Origin of the sequence: Corynebacterium sp. AOP40-4SA-5 (genome assembly GCF_052377355.1) — a bacterium.
Taxonomy (GTDB): Bacteria; Actinomycetota; Actinomycetes; order Mycobacteriales; family Mycobacteriaceae; genus Corynebacterium.
This window is the reverse complement of record NZ_JBQSWS010000003.1, coordinates 170,193-189,775: the sequence shown is the minus strand read 5'-3', so window position 1 is coordinate 189,775 and position 19,583 is coordinate 170,193. Positions and strand designations below refer to the sequence as shown.

Annotated in this window: 15 protein-coding genes; 3 read left to right on the top strand and 12 right to left on the bottom strand. The window is 68.9% G+C overall.

What is annotated here, in order from left to right; all coding sequences use genetic code 11:
• Positions 1-14: 14 nt before the first annotated feature.
• The 8 genes from argJ to infC all read right to left on the bottom strand — a co-directional run bounded on the left by argJ (position 15) and on the right by infC (position 8,553).
• Positions 15-1,283: a bifunctional glutamate N-acetyltransferase/amino-acid acetyltransferase ArgJ gene (gene argJ / locus ACT3S3_RS03105; protein WP_301441930.1), complete on the bottom strand. Its 1,269-nt coding sequence runs from the start codon at positions 1,281-1,283 to the stop codon at positions 15-17.
• A 13-nt stretch (positions 1,284-1,296) separates the two neighbouring features.
• Complete coding sequence (gene argC / locus ACT3S3_RS03100) at positions 1,297-2,325, bottom strand: N-acetyl-gamma-glutamyl-phosphate reductase (RefSeq protein ID WP_444626189.1); 1,029 nt, start codon at positions 2,323-2,325, stop codon at positions 1,297-1,299.
• Positions 2,326-2,411: 86 nt separating this feature from the next.
• On the bottom strand, positions 2,412-4,997 hold the full coding sequence (gene pheT / locus ACT3S3_RS03095; protein WP_301441932.1) for a phenylalanine--tRNA ligase subunit beta: 2,586 nt from the start codon (positions 4,995-4,997) through the stop codon (positions 2,412-2,414).
• Between the two features lie 57 nt (positions 4,998-5,054).
• Complete coding sequence (gene pheS / locus ACT3S3_RS03090; protein WP_301441941.1) at positions 5,055-6,077, bottom strand: phenylalanine--tRNA ligase subunit alpha; 1,023 nt, start codon at positions 6,075-6,077, stop codon at positions 5,055-5,057.
• 131 nt (positions 6,078-6,208) lie between these two features.
• Positions 6,209-7,153: a TrmH family RNA methyltransferase gene (locus ACT3S3_RS03085; RefSeq protein ID WP_441579219.1), complete on the bottom strand. Its 945-nt coding sequence runs from the start codon at positions 7,151-7,153 to the stop codon at positions 6,209-6,211.
• Positions 7,154-7,299: 146 nt separating this feature from the next.
• Positions 7,300-7,683 carry a 50S ribosomal protein L20 gene (rplT, locus tag ACT3S3_RS03080; RefSeq protein ID WP_301441933.1) on the bottom strand — a complete coding sequence of 128 codons (384 nt, stop codon included), beginning with the start codon at positions 7,681-7,683 and terminating at the stop codon, positions 7,300-7,302.
• Between the two features lie 103 nt (positions 7,684-7,786).
• The gene (rpmI, locus tag ACT3S3_RS03075) at positions 7,787-7,981 is read right to left on the bottom strand and encodes a 50S ribosomal protein L35 (protein WP_075815429.1); all 195 of its coding nucleotides are present in this window, start codon (positions 7,979-7,981) and stop codon (positions 7,787-7,789) included.
• A gap of 50 nt (positions 7,982-8,031) precedes the next feature.
• Positions 8,032-8,553, bottom strand: a complete 522-nt coding sequence (infC, locus tag ACT3S3_RS03070) for a translation initiation factor IF-3 (protein ID WP_301441943.1) — start codon at positions 8,551-8,553, stop codon at positions 8,032-8,034.
• A gap of 681 nt (positions 8,554-9,234) precedes the next feature.
• Between infC and ACT3S3_RS03065 the strand changes: the two genes are divergently transcribed.
• A complete protein-coding gene (locus ACT3S3_RS03065) occupies positions 9,235-10,797 on the top strand; it encodes a hypothetical protein (RefSeq protein WP_441588248.1) in 1,563 nt (520 codons plus the stop codon).
• Positions 10,798-10,819: 22 nt separating this feature from the next.
• On the opposite strand, the gene uvrA is transcribed toward ACT3S3_RS03065, so the two are convergent.
• Positions 10,820-13,666 carry an excinuclease ABC subunit UvrA gene (gene uvrA, locus ACT3S3_RS03060; RefSeq protein ID WP_301441935.1) on the bottom strand — a complete coding sequence of 949 codons (2,847 nt, stop codon included), beginning with the start codon at positions 13,664-13,666 and terminating at the stop codon, positions 10,820-10,822.
• Positions 13,667-13,791: 125 nt separating this feature from the next.
• On the opposite strand from uvrA, the gene ACT3S3_RS03055 reads away from it, so the two are divergent.
• The gene (locus ACT3S3_RS03055; protein ID WP_441579221.1) at positions 13,792-14,433 is read left to right on the top strand and encodes an MBL fold metallo-hydrolase; all 642 of its coding nucleotides are present in this window, start codon (positions 13,792-13,794) and stop codon (positions 14,431-14,433) included.
• A gap of 4 nt (positions 14,434-14,437) precedes the next feature.
• Here ACT3S3_RS03055 and ACT3S3_RS03050 read toward each other — a convergent pair whose 3' ends face one another.
• Both ACT3S3_RS03050 and ACT3S3_RS03045 read right to left on the bottom strand, forming a co-directional pair.
• Positions 14,438-15,160: an aspartate/glutamate racemase family protein gene (locus ACT3S3_RS03050; protein ID WP_441579222.1), complete on the bottom strand. Its 723-nt coding sequence runs from the start codon at positions 15,158-15,160 to the stop codon at positions 14,438-14,440.
• On the bottom strand, positions 15,157-16,614 hold the full coding sequence (locus tag ACT3S3_RS03045; RefSeq protein WP_301441938.1) for an NCS1 family transporter: 1,458 nt from the start codon (positions 16,612-16,614) through the stop codon (positions 15,157-15,159). The genes ACT3S3_RS03050 and ACT3S3_RS03045 overlap by 4 nt, the downstream gene beginning before the upstream one ends.
• A 178-nt stretch (positions 16,615-16,792) precedes the next feature.
• On the opposite strand from ACT3S3_RS03045, the gene ACT3S3_RS03040 reads away from it, so the two are divergent.
• A complete protein-coding gene (locus ACT3S3_RS03040) occupies positions 16,793-19,096 on the top strand; it encodes a HelD family protein (protein ID WP_441579224.1) in 2,304 nt (767 codons plus the stop codon).
• 37 nt (positions 19,097-19,133) lie between these two features.
• On the opposite strand, the gene ACT3S3_RS03035 is transcribed toward ACT3S3_RS03040, so the two are convergent.
• Positions 19,134-19,580 carry a universal stress protein gene (locus tag ACT3S3_RS03035; RefSeq protein ID WP_301444262.1) on the bottom strand — a complete coding sequence of 149 codons (447 nt, stop codon included), beginning with the start codon at positions 19,578-19,580 and terminating at the stop codon, positions 19,134-19,136.
• Positions 19,581-19,583: the final 3 nt, after the last annotated feature.

Sequence of the window (19,583 nt, the reverse complement as noted above, 5' to 3'; positions counted from 1 at the left end):
GTTTCCCTCGTCGTCTAGGAGCTGTAGGCGGAGTTGATGTGGACGTAGTCGTGGGAGAGGTCCGTGGTCCAGACCGTGGCCTTGCCTTCTCCCCCGGTGCCGAGGTCGACGAGGACGTCGATGTCCTCGCCGGAGAGGTCCACGTCCCGGGCCCCGGGGGCGCCGGTGGAGTCCACGCAGACGGGGTGGCCGTTGAAGCTGACCGAGATACCGTCGGGGTCCATGGCCACCGGCGCCATGCCCACGGCGGCGAGGGTGCGTCCCCAGTTCGGGTCGGAGCCGAACATGGCGCACTTGAAGAGGCTGTCGCGCCCGAGGACGCGGGCGGCGGTCTTCGCCTCGGCGTCGGAGTCGGTGCCGGTGACGGTGATCGCCACCCGCTTGGTCACGCCCTCGGCGTCGGCCTGGAGCTGGCGCGCCAGGTCGAGGCACACGGCGTGCACGGCGGCGCGGAACTCCACGTCGTCGGGGGTCACGCCGGAAGCGCCGTTGGCCATGAGGATCACCGTGTCGTTGGTGGAGGTGGAACCGTCGATGTCGACGCAGTCGAAGGTGACCTCGCTGGACGCCTTGAGCGCGGGTGCCGGGTCCTCGACGTGGGCGTCGGTGGTCAGCACGATCAGCATCGTGGCCAGCGAGGGGGCCATCATGCCCACACCCTTGCCCATACCGCCGAGGGACCAGCCGTCGCCGTGGTACACGGCCTGCTTGCTGACCAGGTCGGTGGTCATGATCGCCTCGGCGGCGGCGGTGCCCGCCTCCGGGGACTGCGCCCGGTCGTCCCCCACCTGGCCGGTCAGGGTCTCCACGCCGGCCAGGATCTTGTCCATCGGCAGGGTGTCGCCGATCAGGCCGGTGGAGCACACGGCGATCTCGGAGGACGCCACGCCGAGGTGCTCCGCGACGGCGTCGGCGGTGGCCGCGGCGTCCACGTCGCCCTGGGCGCCGTTGCACGCGTTGGCGTTGCCGGCGTTGAGGATCACCGCGTGGAAGGTGCCGTCGTTGTTCGCGCGGGTGAGCTTCACCGGCGAGGCGACGACCCGGTTGCGGGTGAAGACCGCCGCGGCGGTGTACTCGGGGCCGTCGTTGACGACGAGTGCCATGTCCGGGTTGCCGGACGGCTTGATGCCCGCGGTGGTCGAGGCCGCGCGGAAGCCGGCGGCGGCGGTGACGCCGAGGGCCTCGGTGGTCTGCTCCACGGCGTTCTCCGGCTCGGTGTCCCGGGGCTCGGTGATGTGGTCCGGGAAGGTCGCGGAGTCGTTCGGGTCGAAGGTATCGCTCATGTCCGTTGTTCTCCTACAGTCCGGCCATCGGCAGGCCGGCGGTCTCGTACCAGCCCTGGATCAGGTTGAGGCACTGCACGGCGGCGCCGGCGGTGCCCTTGGTCAGGTTGTCGATCGCACTGGTGGCGACCACCACACCGTCGGTCACGGTGACCTGGATGTGCGCCATGTTGGTTCCGACCACACTCTTGACCTCGGGCTGTTCGCCCTCGGGAAGCAGGTGGAGGAAGGGTTCGTCGGCGCAGTAGTCCTCGTAGGCGGCGCGCAACTCGGCGGCGCTGCCGTTCGCGGCGGCGGTGACGGTGGTCAGGATGCCACGCCCCAGCGGTGCCAGGACCGGGGTGAAGGTGACCTTCGCGCCACCGGACCCAGCGGCACCACCACCAGGCAGGACGCGACGGATGTTCTGCGCGATCTCCGGGGTGTGCCGGTGCGTGCCGACCTTGTAGGCCCGCACGTTGCCCATCGTCTCCCCGCCCAGCAGGGCGACGGCGGGCTTCTTGCCGGCGCCGGTGACGCCGGTGACGGAGACGACGGACACCTCGGGGCTCATCAGGCCGGCGACCATGGCGGGCAGCAGGGCCAGGGTGGCCCCGGTCGGGAAGCAGCCGGGCACGGCGACGCCGGACGCCGCGGCGATGGTGTCGCGGTTGCCGGGCAGTTCGGGGATGCCGTAGGGCCAGCTGCCGGGGTAGTCGCCGCCGTAGTAGGCGTCCCAGTCGGCCTTGTCGGTCAACCGCCGGTCGGCGCCGCAGTCCAGCACCACGGTGTCGCCGAGGTCGAGGGAGGACGACACCCCGTGCGGCAGGGCGAGTATGGCGACGTCGTGGCCGGCCAGGACCTCATTGGTGGTCTCCTCGACGGTGCGGTCGGCGAGCTGCGGCAGGCCGGGGACGAGGTCCCCGAAGCGCTGGCCGGCATTGGACGCACCGGTGAGTGCGCCGATCCGGAAGTCCCGGCCGTGGCCGGGGTGGTTGAGGAGGAGGCGGAGGGCCTCGCCACCGGCGTACCCGCTGGCGCCTGCGACTGCGATGGATATCATCGTGCAAGTATGCACCCGCACGACCACGAGCGCAAGTTATGCACGAATCCGGTTTTTATGCAGGACGCCCCCCTGCCCCGCGCGGTCTAGCCGCGCAGCGTCGCGCCGACGGCGGTCGCCGCGGCGTCCACGGCCGCGCCGCGTGCCTCGGACGCCTCGTCCTCGGTCAACGTGCGGTCGGCGGCGCGGAAGCGCAGGGTGAAGGTCAGCGACCGCTTGCCCTCGCCCAGGGCGTCGGAGTGGTAGACGTCGAACAACCGGATGTGCTCCAGCAGTTCTCCGGCACCGGAGACCAGCGCGGCCTCCACGTCGGCGACCGGGGTCGTCTCGTCGACGACGACGGCGACGTCCTGGTTCACCGCGGGGAAGGGTGAGAGCACCGGGCGCGGGAAGGACTCCGCCAGCGGCAACGCGTCGAGGTTCATCTCCAGCGCCACGGTCCGCTTCGGCAGACCGGCCCGCTCGCAGACCTGCGGGTGCAGCTCACCAGCGTGGCCGACCACGGTCTCCCACGCCGCTTCGCCTGCGCCACCCACGACGATCTCGGCGCAGCGTCCGGGGTGCCACGGCAGGTACTCCGCGTTGCGCAGGGTGACCTCGACGCCGGCGGCGCGGGCGATGACCGTCGCCGCCTCCAGCACGTCGGACGCCTCGAAAGGCTCGGCGGCACCCCAGGTTCCCTGCAGGACGCGGTCGCCCGCGGCGATGACCGCGACGTTGAGCGGCTGGTACGGCAGTGACGCCAGCAGTGTCGCCGCCTCGTCCTCGGAGGGGCGCTGCGCCACCGAGGGCATCGGCGAGGTGCCCGAGACCTCGGTGGGCAGGGTCACCTGCTCGACACCGTAGAGGGCCACGTCGTGCTGACCGCGGGTGATGTTGCGGCGCAGTGAGTCGATCATCGACGGCAGCAGGCTCGTGCCGATGGTCGCCACGTCGCTCTCCAGCGGGTTCAGCACGCGGACGGCCGAGCGGCGCGGGTCGTCGGCGTCCAGACCCCAGACGTCGAAGACGTCGTTGGCGATGAACGGGCTGGGCAGGATCTCCACGTAGCCGTTCCACGCCAGGGCGTGACCGACCGAACGGCGCATCCGCTGGCGCGGCGAGAGGCCACGTCCGGCCGGGGCGGTGGGCACGATCGAGGGGATCTTGTCGAGCCCCTCGAGCCGCAGCACCTCCTCGACGAGCTCGGCGGGCATGGTGAGGTCGGGACGCCACGTGGGCGGGGTGACCTCGATGGCCTTGGCCCCGTTCGCGTCGCGCTCCCCGGTCTCACGGACCGTGCAGCCGACCTCGGTGAGCCGGGAGACGGTGGTGCCGGTCGGGTAGATCATCCCGGCGGTCTTGCCCGGACGCGAGGTGTGCATGTCGATCACCGGCATGGCGGGAACCTCACCGACCAGGCTGACACCGGCGACGACCTCGCCACCGGCGATGCGGGTCAGCAGGGCGACGGCGAAGTCGAGGGCGGCCTCGATGACCGCCGGGTCGGTGCCACGCTCGAAACGACGCGAGGACTCCGAGGACAGGCGGTGGCGACGCGAGGTACGGGCCACGGTGATCTGGTCGAAGAAGGCGGCCTCGAAGTACACGCTGGTGGTCGAGGCGGAGATCTCGGAGGTCGAACCTCCCATGACCCCGGCCATCGACTGGATGCCGGTGGCGTCGGAGATCACGACGTCCTCACCGGACAGGGTGCGCTCCACACCGTCCAGCGTGGTGATCGTCCTGCCCTCGGGGGCGAGGCGGACGTGCAGGTCACCGGTGATGCGGTCGGCGTCGAAGGCGTGCATCGGCTGCCCGAGCAGGAACATGACGTAGTTCGTCACGTCCGTCGCGGCGTTGACCGGACGCTGACCGCACAGCAGCAGTTCACGCTGCAGCCAGTAGGGGGACTCGGCGGCCGGGTCGACGCCGACGACCTTTCGGATGCCGAAACGGGCACACTTCGTGGCCTCGTCGACGGTCACCTCCGGCAGATCGCCTCGCCCGGTGCCCTGCGGCAGACCGGCGAGCAGGTCGGTCGGCAGCGCGGCGGCCGCCGGGTCCTTCGCCGGGTCGCGGAAGGTCAGGGAGAAGGAGCTGGCGAGTTCACGGGCGAGGCCGCGGGCGGACAGCGCGTAGCCGCGGTCCGGGGTGATGTTGACGTCGAAGACGGTGTCGTCGAGGCCGAGGAACTCGCGGGCGTCCGCGCCCACGGCGATCCGGGCGTCCTGCGCCTCGTCGCCACGGATGGCGATGATGCCGGCGGTCTGGACCTTGGCCAGGCCCAGCTCGGCGGCGGAGCACATCATGCCCTCGGACGTGCGGCCGTAGGTCTCGCGGGCGCTGATCTCGAACCCGCCGGGCAGCACCGCACCGGGCAGGGAGACGATGACGATGTCACCCTCGCGGAAGTTCCGCGCACCGCAGATGATGTGCTGCAGCTCGCCGGTGCCGTTGGCGTCGGCCACGTCGACGTCCACGTAGCGGATCGGCTTCTTGAACCCCTCGAGCTCCTCGATGGAGGCGACCCGGCCGAAGACGAGCGGCCCGGTGGTCTCGGCGATGCGCTCGTAGCCCTCGGTCTCGAAGCCGACGCGCACGAAGCCGGCGTCCAGCTCCTCGGAGGGCACGGAGAACGGCGCGGTGGAGGTCTGGAGAAGGCGGGTGAGCCAGGACTGTGAGATCAGCATTGACGGGTGCTCGGTTCCTCTAGGTGGTACGGGTTGGTGCGGGGTTCTGCTGCGGAATCAGCCACGGATGCCGAAGGGCTCGGTGAAGCGGACGTCGCCCTCCACCATGTCACGCATGTCCGGAAGGCCGTTGCGGAACTGGAGGGTGCGCTCGATGCCCATACCGAAGGCGAAACCGGAGTAGACCTCCGGGTCCACGCCCATGGCGGTCAGGACGTTGGGGTTGACCATGCCGCAGCCGCCCCACTCGATCCAGCCCGGGCCGCCCTTCTTGTTGGGGAACCACACGTCGACCTCTGCGGAGGGTTCGGTGAAGGGGAAGTAGTTCGGGCGGATGCGGGTGGTGGCGTCCTCACCGAAGAGGGTGCGTGCCAGGTGGTCGAGGGTGCCCTTGAGGTGCGCCATCGTCAGGCCCTTGTCCACGGCCAGCCCCTCCACCTGGTGGAAGACCGGGGTGTGGGTGGCGTCGAGCTCGTCGGTGCGGAACACCCGGCCGGGGCAGGCGATGTAGACTGGGACGTCGCGTTCCAGCAGCGTGCGGACCTGCACCGGGGAGGTGTGGGTACGCAGCACCTGGCCGGAGCCCTCGGGCCCGACGTGGAAGGTGTCCTGCAGCGTGCGGGCCGGGTGGTCCGGCAGGAAGTTCAGGGCGTCGAAGTTGAAGTACTCCGCCTCGACCTCCGGCCCCTCGGCGATCTCCCAGCCCATGCCCACGAAGATGTCGGCGATCTGCTCGGAGAGGATGGTGATCGGGTGCTGCGCGCCACGCTGGCCACGGGTGGTCGGCTCGGTGACGTCGATACGCTCGGCGGCGAGAACCTCTGCGTTGCGCCGCTCCTCGAGCACGGTCTTCGCCGCGGCGAAGGCCTTCTCGATACGTCCGCGCGCCTGGTTGACCAGCCGGCCGGCGTCCTTGCGCTGGTCCTTCGGCAGCGAGCCGAGGTTGCGCCGGGCCGCGGGCACGGGGGCGTCGTCGCCGAGGTGGTCACGCCGCAACGTGGCCAGCTCGTCGAGGTTCCCCGCCGCGGAGAACGCCTTCTCCGCGGCCTCAGCCGCAGCGTCCAACCCGGCTTCACTCATGTCGATGTCGTCAGCCACCTAGCGCACCTCGCACTCAATCTTGTCCCGGTCGATCCCTTTTGGAGTCGACTCAAGATAATACCAATGACCCCCACCACTGCGGGGTGTCGGGGACGTGAACACCGCGGACCTCAGCCCCGGCGGGCGACGCGGGCCGTCTCGTACAGACAGATCGCCGCGGCGGTGACAAGGTTGAAGCTCTCCGCCATGCCCGCCATGGGGATGGAGACCCTCACGTCGGCCAGGTCCTGCCAGTCGCCGAGACCGTGGGCCTCGTTGCCGAACAGCCAGGCGACCTTGCCGGCGAGCAACGCCGGTCCGTCCTGCGCGGTGGCGGCGTCGTCGAGGGAGACGTCCCCTTCACCGGAGGTCGCCAGGACGGTGTAGCCCCACTCGTGGAGCTGGTCGATGACCTCGGCGACGCCGGTGTGCCGGACCACCGGGAGGTGGAAGACCGAACCCGCCGAGGCGCGGACGGCCTTGCCGCCCTGCGGGTCGACGCTGGAGCCGGCGAAGACGACGCCTGCGGCGCCGGTGGCGTCGGCGACGCGGACGAGCGCACCGGCGTTACCCGGTTCCGCCGTCTCCACGGGCACGGCGAGCATGCTGCCGTGCAGCGCACGCTCGGCCAGCCCGTCGAGGTCGGTGACGCAGGTGGTGCACAACGCGAAGATGCCGGTGGGGGTGACCGACTCCGACAGGGCCCTGGCCGCGCGGTCGGTGATCAGGTGGACGCGCACGCCACGGGCCTCGCCGACGGGGCCGTCGCCGTCGGCGTCCGATTCCCGAATGACCTCACGCTCGGCGGTGAGCCGGTCGAGCTCGCCGCCGACGGCCTCCAGGCCCTGCTCGGTGAGGTACACCTCGACCACGTCACCGTGGGCGAGGGCGGAGGTCACCGCGTTGGCGCCTTCGGCGACAAAGCGTCCTGCCTTGCGGCGCGCCTGGGCGCGGTGCAGCTTCGCGGCGTTGACGATGCGCGGGGTGCGTTCGGTGAACGGTTCATCGCCCATCCAGGTCCGCCAGTCGGAGGCGAGGGGGCGTGCGGGCGAAGGCGCGGAGGGCAGTGAAGTCATGGCTCCAGATTCTAGCGCCGACCCCGGACATGAAACGCCCCGCTCCCCCAACCTGCCGTGGATACACGAAACCGCGCCGACCGGCGTCGTGAAATGCACGATACCGGCGGGCGCGGTGAAACGTTCGGCGTTACCGCCGCAGGTCCTTAGTTGGACGCGGGGGCGTTGACGTCCTCGGGGAGGGCGGCCTTGGCGGCGTCGACCAGGGCGGTGAACGCAGCGGCGTCGGAGACGGCGATCTCGGCGAGGTTCTTACGGTCGACCTCGATGCCGGCGAGACGCAGGCCCTGGATCAGACGGTTGTAGGTGATGTCGTTCGCACGGGCGGCGGCGTTGATGCGCTGGATCCACAGCTTGCGGAACTCACCCTTGCGTGCGCGACGGTCGCGGAAGGCGTAGGTCTTCGAGTGGAGGACCTGCTCCTTGGCCTTGCGGTACAGGCGGGAGCGCTGGCCGCGGTAGCCGGAGGCCTCGTTGAGGATCTCGCGACGCTTCTTCTTCGCGTTCACTGAGCGCTTGACACGTGCCATGGTGGGACGTCCTTATCTTCTGGCTTCTTGATGTTCGGGCACCGGAGGTTGTTCCCTCGGTTCCCGGGAATTACGGGATTCGAGTCGAGACGGGCAGGAAGGCTTAAGCCTTGCCCAGCAGGCGCTTGACGCGCTTGACGTCGGCGGGAGCGACGTCCTCGGTGCCCTTGAGGCGACGGGTGCGCTTGGAGGGCTTGCCCTCCAGGAGGTGACGGCGGTTGGCCTGCTCGCGGCGCAGCTTGCCGGAACCGGTGACCTTGATGCGCTTGGCGGTGCCCTTGTGGGTCTTCTGCTTCATCGTGGATCCTTAACTTCTTCGTGAATGGGTGCCGACCGACGTCGGAGGTGCTACTTCTTGCCCTTGCGGACGGGGGACAGCACCATCGTCATATTGCGACCGTCCTGCTTGGCCCGGGTCTCAACAACGCCGTACTCACGCACGTCCTCGGCGAGTCGCTCGAGCAGTCGGAAGCCCAGCTCGGGGCGGGACTGCTCACGGCCGCGGAACATGATCGTGACCTTGACCTTCGACCCCTTCTCCAGGAAACGAACCACGTTGGACTTCTTCGTCTCGTAGTCGTTGTCGCTGATCTTGGGGCGGAACTTCTGCTCCTTGACCACGGTCTGCTGCTGGTTCTTGCGAGCCTCGCGAGCCTTCTGGTCCTGTTCGTACTTGAACTTGCCGAAGTCCATGATCTTGCACACGGGCGGCTTTGCGTTCGGTGCCACCTCGACGAGGTCGAGGTCGGCGTCATAGGCCAGCTTGCGTGCATCGTCGATTCGGACGATACCGACCTGTTCGCCCCCCGGACCGACGAGTCGGACCTCGGGAACTCGAATCCGGTCGTTTATGCGAGCTTGTGCGCTGATGAGAACTCCTCAGTAGCAGTGGTAGAAACGTGTACCGCGTACTGCGAGCGCAATCCCCCCGGGCGGCGCACAGGCACCGCACCTCGGACGGCCGTCGATCCACACACGTTGTGGTGGACACGACGACCGTTCGTTGACCCGAGCCCTGCACGAAGGCGGTCTCAGGTGGGAGAGACTCCACTTGCAGCCTGCCATCATTGACAGGCGGTAGTGCACACGACCATAGCAGTACCCCGGACGGGAAACAAGTCCTCCTGCCCCGCGGCGAACACTGCTAGCTTAAAGCGTATGAATGGAACTTCCACACCGGATGGTTCACGAGCTGACCTGGGGAGGTTGGGGGAAGACCTACGCGAGTCGCTGCGGAGGTCTGAGATCGCACACCGGGACACCGTCCGCATCGCCTCCGAAGTCCTCGGCAGACTCGAAAGCCTAGACAACCCAGAGACCCCAGAGCACCGTACGTACGCCGAGCATCCGGGGGCGCCTGCGGGCACCTCTCCCCCGCCGCAACAGCAGCCACGCCCCGAGGCCTGGCCTGCCGGGCCACCTGCCGGGCAGCAACCAGTACAGCAACCACCGATCCAGCACCCCGCACGGCATCCGTACCCGACTGCGGCCGTCCCGCACCGTCCTTTCCCGAACGCCTCTGCCTCCGCCCCCGGCCCCGTGGCGTCGTACATGGCGGACAAGGACAAGATCACCGTCGGGGTCTCGATCCTCGGCGCGGTCATCACCGTGATCGGACTGGTGTTCCTTGCCGTCCAGGCGTTCAGCCGCGGCTGGCTCGGACCCGCCACCGCGGTGACCGGTGCAGCGGTGATCTGCCTGGCGCTGATCGCCCTGGCCTTCATCGTGCACCGTCGTAGCCCACGGGGGCCGTCCGCGCCAGCGCTGCTGAGTGTAGGAGTACTGGGCCTGTTCACCGATCTCTGGGTTCTGGTGTTCGGCCTTGAGTGGCTGGCACCCACCGCCGGGATCGTCCTGGTCGCCGCGCTCGCGGTGGCAGGCCTGTTCACCGCCTGGGCGTGGGGACGCCAACCGCTCGCCGTGATCCTCGTGGCGGCAGGCACGGTGTTCCTCACCCCGGCGATCATCTACCTGCTCGACGTCACGGCGACGACGCGGTTCGACGCTCTCGCGCTGATCGTCCTGGGACTGCTCGGCGCCACGACCACATGGCACCGCCCGTGGCCCGCCGCGTCCGGGACATCGGCCGCGGTCTACGTCCTGGGACTCCTCGTCCTCGACGTCGGCGGCCAGCACACGGCGCTGGCCGTCAGCGGTCTCGTCGGGGTGCTGGTGATGGCGTGGCTGTCCCTGTCGCCGCCGCTGCAGCCGACGGCACTGTCGGTGTTCTCCCGGTGGATCCCTGTCTCGCTGTTGCCCGTGATGCTCCTCGTGTCGTCCTCCGGCGACGACGACAGCGACCTCGGCTTGACCGGTGGCGTCGTGGCCTGCCTGGTGATCGCCGGTGCCACCACCGCCTTCGCGGTCGTCGGCGCTGCAGTCACCGGGGCCGCACTGCGACCGGTCGACGGTGACCAGAATCCACCGACCGTGGCCGGCGGATTGCGGTGTGCACTGTGCTGCGGCGTCGCCGGCCTCGTCATCGTGGTCGCCACCCGCCAGATGGACATCTACTCGGTGGAGGCGATGGTGTGGATGATCGTCCTGCTGGCGATCGCCACGACGTTGATCGTCCTGGCCGACAGGCTGCCGGTCACCCTGGTGTGGACCGTCTTCATCCTGACCCTCGCCTACTGCCTGCCCCGGGTGGCACCCGCGTGGTTCGACACACCTGCCTCGCCGATCCTGACATGGCCGGTGCTTGTCCTGCTGGCGGTGCCCGGGGCGCTGATACTGCGGTCGGCCGGGGTGCTGGGAGCGACGAAGGAGATCATCGTCGGTCTCGCCGCCGTCCTGCTCATCGTCGTGAGCTCGGCGATCCCGCTGATCTTCATGACCTTCAGCACCGGGGACCTGGCGTTCATGGCCGGGCACCTCGTGATGTCGGTGACCTGGATGAGCCTGGGCGTGATGATGCTCGCCCGGGACAACGGTGCGGTCGGCCTGGCCCTGGCCTTGCTCGCCACGGCAAAACTGGTCTTCTACGACCTGTCCGCCCTGGCCGGGCTGATCCAGGTCGCAGCCTTCATCATCTGCGGTGCGATCCTGCTGGTGACCGCGGTACTGCGGGAACGCCACCGCACCGACACGGCGGACACCCCCGCCGGGGTCTGAACGGTCTGACAGGCCTGACCGGTCAGACCATCTCCTTGAGGAAGTGGCCGGTGTGGGACGCCTCCACGGCGGCCACCTGCTCGGGAGTGCCCTCGGCGACCACGGTGCCACCACCGGAACCGCCCTCCGGGCCCATGTCGATCAGCCAGTCCGCCGCCTTGATCACGTCGAGGTTGTGCTCGATGACCAGCACGGTGTTGCCCTTGTCCACGAGTCCCTGGATGACGAGCATGAGCTTGCGGATGTCCTCGAAGTGCAGTCCGGTCGTCGGCTCGTCGAGGATGTAGACGGTCCGGCCGTTGGAGCGCTTCTGCAGTTCACTGGCCAGCTTCACTCGCTGGGCCTCACCACCGGACAGCGTGGTCGCCGCCTGCCCGAGCCGCAGGTAACCCAGGCCCACGTCGACCAGGGTCACGAGGTACCGGGCGATGGAGGTGATCGGGGCGAAGAACTCGGCGGCCTCGCTGATGGGCATGTCGAGGACCTCGGAGATGGTCTTGCCCTTGTAGTGGACCTCCAGGGTCTCCCGGTTGTACCGGGCACCCTCGCACACCTCGCAGGGCACGTAGACGTCCGGCAGGAAGTTCATCTCGATCTTCAGCGTGCCGTCACCGCGGCAGGCCTCACAGCGCCCGCCCTTGACGTTGAAGCTGAACCTGCCCGCCTTGTAGCCGCGGACCTTCGCCTCGGTGGTCTCGGCGAAGAGGTTGCGGATCTTGTCGAAGACACCCGTGTAGGTCGCGGGGTTCGACCGGGGCGTCCGCCCGATCGGGCTCTGGTCCACACGTACGAGCTTGTCGAGCTGGTCGAGGCCGGTGACCTTGCGGTGGTGGCCGGGCACCTGGCGGGCACCGTTGAGCTCATTGGCCAGCACCTGCGCGAGGATACCGTTGACCAAACTCGACTTTCCGGAGCCGGACACCCCGGTGACGCAGGTCAGGATCCCCAGGGGGAAGTCGACGGTGACATCCTTGAGGTTGTTCTCCGTCGCCCCGTGCACGGTGATCTTGCGGGACGTGTCGACCGGGCGACGCTTGTCCGGCACGGCGAGCACCTTGCGCCCGGACAGGTACTGCCCGGTAAGCGACTCCTCGGCGTCGATGATGCCGTCCGGCTCGCCCTCGTAGACGATCCGTCCGCCGTACTCGCCGGCACGCGGGCCGATGTCCACGAGCCAGTCGGCCGTGCGGATCGTCTCCTCGTCGTGCTCCACGACGATCAGCGTGTTGCCGATGTCCCGGAGGTGCTTGAGGGTGCTGATCAGCCTCTTGTTGTCACGCTGGTGCAGCCCGATCGACGGCTCGTCGAGCACGTAGAGCACACCGGCCAGCCCGGACCCGATCTGCGTGGCCAGGCGGATACGCTGCGCCTCGCCGCCGGAGAGGGTGGCCGCGGCACGCGACAGGTTCAGGTAGTTCAGGCCCACGTCGAGCAGGAACGTCAACCGCGCCTGGATCTCCTTGAGCACGCGCCCGGCGATCATCTCGTCGCGCTTGGACAGGCTCAGCCGGTCGAGGAAGTCACTGGCGGCCTCGATGCTCAGTTCCGAGACGTCGGCGATGGACATCTCGCCGACCTCGGAGCCGATGGTGACCATCCGGATCTCCGGGCGCAGGCGGGTGCCTTCACAGGCCACGCACGGGACCTCGCGCATGTACCCCAGGAAGCGGTCCTTCTGGTGCTCACTCTCGGCCTGGTCGATCTTGCGGTGCAGGTAGGGCATCACGCCCTCGAAAGGCGCGGAGTACTGGCGCGAGCGGCCGTAACGGTTGCGGTAGCGCACCGTGATCTCCTCGGGGTGACCGTGGAGGACCGCCTTGCGCTCCTTCTTCGTCAGTTCCGACCACCGGGTCTGCGCACTGATGCCGATGTTCTCCGCCAACGCCGCGAGCAGTTTGTCGAAGTACTTGTGGTTCGGGCTCGACGCCCACGGGGCGATCGCCGTGATCAGCGGGGCGTCCGGGTCCGGGATGATCAGCGACTCGTCGACCTCCAGGCGGGTGCCGAGACCGTCACACACCGGGCAGGCGCCGTAGGGGCTGTTGAAGGAGAAGCTGCGCGGCTCGAGCTCGTCGATCGCCAGGGGGTGGCCGTTCGGGCAGGCCATGTGCTCGGAGAACCGCCGGTAACGGTTGTCGTCGGAGTCGTCGAGACCCACGAAGTCGATGACCACCCGGCCGTCCGCCAGGCGCAGCGCGGTCTCCACCGAGTCGGTGAGCCGCTGCTTCTGCGACTCCTTGACCTGCAGACGGTCCACGATCACGTCGATGTCGTGCTTGACCTGCTTCTCCAGGGTGGGCGGGTCGGACAGGCGGTAGGTCTCCCCGTCCACCAGCACACGCGAGTAGCCGTCCGAGGCGAGGTCCTCGAAGAGGTCCACGAACTCGCCCTTCCGGGTCCGCACCACCGGAGCGAGGACCTGGAACTTGAGCCCCTGCTCCATCTCCAGGATCTGGTCGACGATCTGCTGCGGCGTCTGCGCCTCGATGCGCTCACCGCACTCCGGGCAGTGCGCCACGCCGGTACGGGCGAACAGCAGTCGCAGGTAGTCGTGGATCTCCGTGATCGTACCGACGGTCGACCGGGGGTTGCGGTTCGTCGACTTCTGGTCGATCGACACCGCCGGCGACAGCCCCTCGATGAGGTCGACGTCCGGCTTGTCCATCTGCCCCAGGAACTGCCGGGCGTAGGACGACAACGACTCGACGTAGCGCCGCTGCCCCTCGGCGAAGATCGTGTCGAAGGCCAGGGACGACTTACCCGAGCCGGAGAGCCCGGTGAAGACGATCATCCGCTCACGCGGCAGGTCGATGTCCACGCCCTGCAGATTGTGTTCGCGCGCTCCGCGCACGGTGAGGATCTCAGCCACCCCGGGTCTCCTTCATGGAATGTCGCAAGTTGTGGTTGCACGTTGTGCTCGTCCCCGCCATGGTACGTGACGGCCCGGACACAGTCGAACGGATAATCGAACGGGATACGGGTTATGGTGGTGCCATGACTTCAGCACAGATCACCACGACGACAGTAGGCCCCATGGGCAACAACTGCTACCTGGTCAGCGTCGAGGGCGACGCCCTGCTGATCGACGCCGCCGCCGACGCACCCCACCTGCTCGCCCTCGCCGAGGAAGCCGGCGTCCGCATCACCGACGTGCTCACCACGCACCAGCACTTCGACCACGTCCAGGCGCTCGAGGAGGTCCTCGCCGCCACCGGGGCGCGGCACCACGCCTCGGTGCAGGACGCTCCGGCGTTGCCCGCCGCCGTCGACGTGACCTGGGGTACTGACCCCGACGACGACGCACCGGAGGCCTTCACGACCTCCCCCGCCCTCGACGGGCTCGGCATGCGGCTCGTCCTGCTGCGCGGGCACACCCCGGGCGGCCTCGGCGTGATCCTTCCAGGCCAGGTTGCAGGCCAGGACGGCCCGACGCAGCTCTTCTCCGGCGACAGCCTCTTCCCCAGCGGCGTCGGCAGGACGGAGACACCGGAGGACTTCACCTCCCTGCTCGGGGACGTGACGCGTCGCTGCTTCTCGCTTCCGGACGACACGGTGGTCCACCCCGGCCACGGGGACGCGACGACCATCGGCGCCGAGCGTCCCCACCTCGACGAATGGCGCGAGCGCGGCTGGTGACCCGCTAGTCCTGCAGGGGCCACCCGGTCATGCGCTTCGGCCGCGGCGCGGCGTACGTCCGGACCTTGGAGGTGGTGAGCCCGAGGTTCACCAGGGACTCCGCCAGCTGGACGGCGGCCGCGACGCCGTCCACCACGGGAGTCCCTGTCGCGGCGCGCACGGCGTCGTCCAGTCCCGCCATTCCCCCGCAGCCCAGGACGATCACCTCGGCGCGGTCCTGCTCGACAGCGATCCTGGCCTCCTCGGCGATGGCCTCCACCGCGGCCTGCGCCGACTCCTCCAGCTGCAGGACGGACAGTCCCGAGGCCCGCACGGAGGCGCAGCTGCGGTCGAGCCCCGCCAGGGTCAGCCGGTCCTCGATGAGCGGGACGGTGCGGTCAAGCGTGGTCACCACGCTGTAGGTGCGTCCCACCAGGCTCGCCACGTGGCCGGCCGCCTCGGTGATGTCGACCACCGGGACGTCCAGCATCTCCTGGAGCGCCTCCCTGCCGTGCTCACCGAAACCGGCCTGGATGACCGCGTCGAACGGCCCGTCGTACCGGGAGACCGCGTCCATCACGCCGACGGCGGCCAGGTGGCTCTCCATGTTGCCCTCGACGGACTCCGCCCCGAAGCGCGGGGTCAGCGCCACGATCTCGGTGCCGGAGGACGCCGCGGCCTCCGCCTGGGCGCCGATAGAGGCGGTCATCGTTGCGGTGGTGTTGACGTTGACGACGAGGATTCTCATGCTCGCTCCTTCTGAGTGGTGGGGTCCTGAATCTCGGGTGCGACGACCGCCGCGGCGTCGGTGCCCGCCAGGAAACGACGGGAGGACGGCAGTGTTCTCATGAGCACCCAGTAAACCAGCGCGGCCGGCACGAGGCTCACGTACCACCCCACGTCCGAGAACGGCAGGGTGATGAGCACGCCGACGACCACGGCGACGACCGCGGCCCAGTTCACCCCGCGGAAGGGCCCACGCGGGTCGTAGAGCTCGTCGATCTCGAGCCGGCGTCGACGGACCAGGTAGTAGTCCACGACCATGACCGCGAAGATCGGGCCGAGGAAGGCCGAGTAGATCTGCACGAAGGTCTGCAGGCCGTCGGCGTTCTCGTCGCGGACCAGCAGCCAGGGGAAGGTCGCCGGAGCGAGCACACCCACCAGGACCGCGGCCGTGCGGAACTTCATGCCGAACATGTCCATCAGCACGTACGTGGGCGGAACCACGTTGTTCAGGACGTTGGTAGTGACCTGTGCGAAGGCGATGAACAGGAGCGTGATGACGAGCAGCGGGGTGTTGTCGACCGCGTTGGAGAACACGTCGATCGGGTCGACCACCCCGGTGGCCTCCGAGACCATCAGCCCGATGAGCCCCATGAACAGGGTCACCGGCAGGATCGCCGCGGTGTACAGCGAGAACATCGTCGCAGGGCCGCTGGAGGTGGAGTGTTCGCGCGAGTAGTCGCTGACGTTGAGCATCATGGTGGCGTAGATGCCGAGGAAGAGCATCGTGGCTCCCCAGAACGGCAGTCCCCAGGATCCTTGGGCATCCAGGCTCTCGCCGAGTTCGGTGCCGTAGCGGTCGATCACGCTGAAGAACATGTAGATCAGCGCGCAGAGGATGAACACCGCGCCGATGTTCTCCAGCCACTTGATGCCCTGGAACCCGGCGACCGACAGGGCGATCTGCAGGGCCTGGAACAGGATGAAGAACAGCACGATGTTGCTGAACCCGAAGAGGGTGTCGGCGATCGAGTTGATCGCCATCGCCCCGACCCAGCTCTGGAATCCGTACCAGACCAGCGCGGGCAGGGCGCGGACCAGACCGGGGATCCGGGTGCCGACGAATCCGAAGGAACTGCGGACCTGGACCATGAAGGGGATCCCCCACCGGTGCCCGGCGGCGCCGTTGATCGTCAGACCCACGGTGATGACCACGCACCCGATGACCATGGCCACGATGGCCTGGACCAGGTTCAGGGTGCCCACCAGCGAGGACCCCATGGTGAAGGTGCCGATCGACACGCAGCCACCCATCCAGGCGAAGAGATACGACGTCTTGCCCATGATGCGGGTCTGCTGCGGCGCCAGCGACTCCTCGCCGGCGCCCTTTCCTTCATGCTTCCCTTCATGCTGCCCGTCGTGCCGCCCGTGGTCCGGGATGGTCGCAGGTGGGCTTTCAGGTGTTCTCTCTGTGGTCACGGTGGTGTCCTTCTCGGTGAAATGTCATGAATCTCTCTGATACCAGGACAGCATATTGATGTTTCACCCTCGTGTCCCTGCTGAACAGATGGGGCCTGCCGATGGCGGCCGTCCGCGGCGTAGGATGGTCGTTCCTGTCGCGACGCCGACGGGGCCCGTTCAAGAGATTCAGGAGACCATGAGCACCACCGCTTCCGACCACCCGGACATCTCCGCCGAGCAGGAACACCTCGACGAGTTGCTGACGGTCGTCGACGAGTCGCGCGAGCGTCTCACCGACCGTATGCGCCGGGCGCAACGCCGCCGTGCCGACATCGACCAGCCGCAGACGCTGCTGGAACGCGACCACGAGACCTACGAGGTCGCCGGGCGTCTGGACGAGTACTCCGCCGCGGAGATCGGCCTGTTCTTCGGTCGTATCGACGTGGAGGACGATGAGCCGGAGAACCCCGTCACCGACGTCGACGGCGAAGCTCCGCTCGACCGTCGTTACATCGGTCGCATCGGCCTGCACACCTCCGACGACGAGATGCGCACCCTGCTGATGGACTGGCGCGCCCCGCTGGCCCGGCCGTTCTACCTGGCGACCACGTTGCACCCCGAGGGTGTGCACGTGCGCCGGCACATCCGCACCCGGGGTCGCACGGTGACCGACGTCGCCGACGAGCGGCTCTCAGGCGGCGACAGGCAGGCAGGACGCTCCGGCGGCGAGCGCGACGGATCGGTCGCCCAGGAGGGCGCGCTGCTCCACGCGGTCAACCGCGCGCGTGACCGTCACATGCACGACATCGTGGACACCATCGTCGCCGAGCAGGACCGCATCATCCGCGAGGAGCACCGCGGCGTGACGGTGGTGCAGGGCGGTCCGGGGACGGGCAAGACTGCGGTCGCCCTTCACCGTACGGCGTACCTGCTGTACACGTGGCGCGAGCAGCTGGCGAACACCGGTGTGCTGATCATCGGCCCGAACCGTCGATTCCTGGACTACATCTCGCAGGTGCTGCCCAGCCTCGGTGAGACGGGCGTGGTGCTGGCCACGCCGGGCAGCCTGCTGCCCGGGATCGACGCCCGGCCGCTGAGCGCGGAGTCGCTGACGACCCAGGAGGTCAAGGGGTCACCGGCGATGCTCGAGATCCTCGCCGCGGCGGTACGGGACCACCAGACGGTGCCGGAGGAGCCGGTGGACTTCCTCATCGACGGGGTGACGGTCGCGCTGACCCCGCGGATCGCCCGGCAGGCGCGTACCCGGGCACGCCGGACGCACCGTCCGCACAACCTCGCCCGCGCCCGGTTCAGCGACGTGGTTCTCGACCTGCTGCGCGACGCGATGGCCGACTCCATCGGCGCGGACCCGTTGGGCGGGGAGAACCTGCTCACCGCCGCCGACCGCGACCAGTTGCGTGAGGACCTCGCCGCCGAGCCCGCGGTCGCCGAGGCCGTCGACGAGTTGTGGCCGGTACTCACCGCCGAGGAGGTCCTCACCGGTCTCTACGGGTCGCGGGAGGCCGTGGACTCCGCCGCGTCCGACTACGACGACGTCACCCGGGACGCCCTGGTGCGCGAGGACGCCCCGGAGGACTGGACGGAGGCGGACGCCCCGCTGCTCGACGAGTTGGCGGAGATCCTCGGGATCGCCGGTGCCGAGGAGGCCGAGGCCGAGGAGCGACGCCGGTGGAAGTCACAGGTCGACGAGGCGCAGGAGGCGCTCGACATCCTCAGCGGTTCGGCCTACCAGGACCTCGACGACGGTACGGACGCCGAGATCCTCATGGCCTACGACGTCATCGACGCCGAGCAGCTGGCCGAGCGTCAGCGCGTGCGTTCCTCGATGTCCACGGCCGAGCGTGCCGCCGCCGACCGCACCTGGGCCTTCGGCCACGTCATCGTCGACGAGGCGCAGGAGCTGTCGGCCATGACGTGGCGGATGATCTTCAGGCGCTCGCCGAACCGGTGGATGACCCTGGTCGGCGACCCGGCGCAGACGGGCAGCCCGGCGGGCGTGGAGGACTGGTCGGACGCCCTCTCCCCGTTCGTCAAGGACCGGTGGAGGCTGCACGAGCTGACCGTGAACTACCGCACGCCGGCGGACATCGCGGAGATCGCCACCGCGATCCAGTCGGAGATCTCCCCCGGTCAGGCCACCCCTGACTGCCTGCGTGAGACCGGCACCGGGATCCGCGAACTCCCGCTCGCCGACGTGGCGACGGCCGTGGCACGTGCTGTCGAGGCCGCCGGCGACGGCCTGGTGGGCGTCATCGCGGCGCCGCAGCGCATCGCCGGCCTGCAGGAGGCCTACGCCGCGGATGAGGTGGTGGTCTCCGACGTCAACGGTGCCAAGGGCCTGGAGTTCGACGAGGTCGTGCTGGTGGAGCCCGGGGAGATCGTGGACGCCTCGCCCCAGGGGCTCAACGACGTCTACGTCGCGGTCACCCGCTCCACCCAGGGACTCACGCTGGTCCACGACCAGCCCCTGCCCTGGTAGGACCCCCACCCAGGTCCCCCCTCCCCAGGGTGGGGACCTACACGGTGTGCACGATCATCACGTCGCAGTCGGACTGACGCGCCACGTCGGCGGGCACGGAGCCGAGCAGCCGTCCGGTCAGCGAGTTGATCCCCCGGTTGCCGACGATAAGCAGGTCGGCGGACTCGTCGGTGACGATGCCCATCAGGGCGTCCACCGGGGCGCCCTCCTTGATGGCGGTGGAGATCTTCGTCGCGCCGACCTCCTTGGCCGCCTCCACGGCGGCGGCGAGGTTGTCGTGGGCGGGGTCGCCGCCGACGACGGTCTTCGAGTCCATGCGGATCGCCTTCACCGCGGACTCGGCGTTCTTGTAGAAGGCGCATCCGATGACCAGGCGTGCGTCGAAGGCCGCAGCCAGCGCCGCCGCACGTTTGACGGCCAGGACCGAGGACGACGATCCGTCGGTCCCGACGACGATGGTCTCGTAGTTGGTGCTATCGCTCACTGC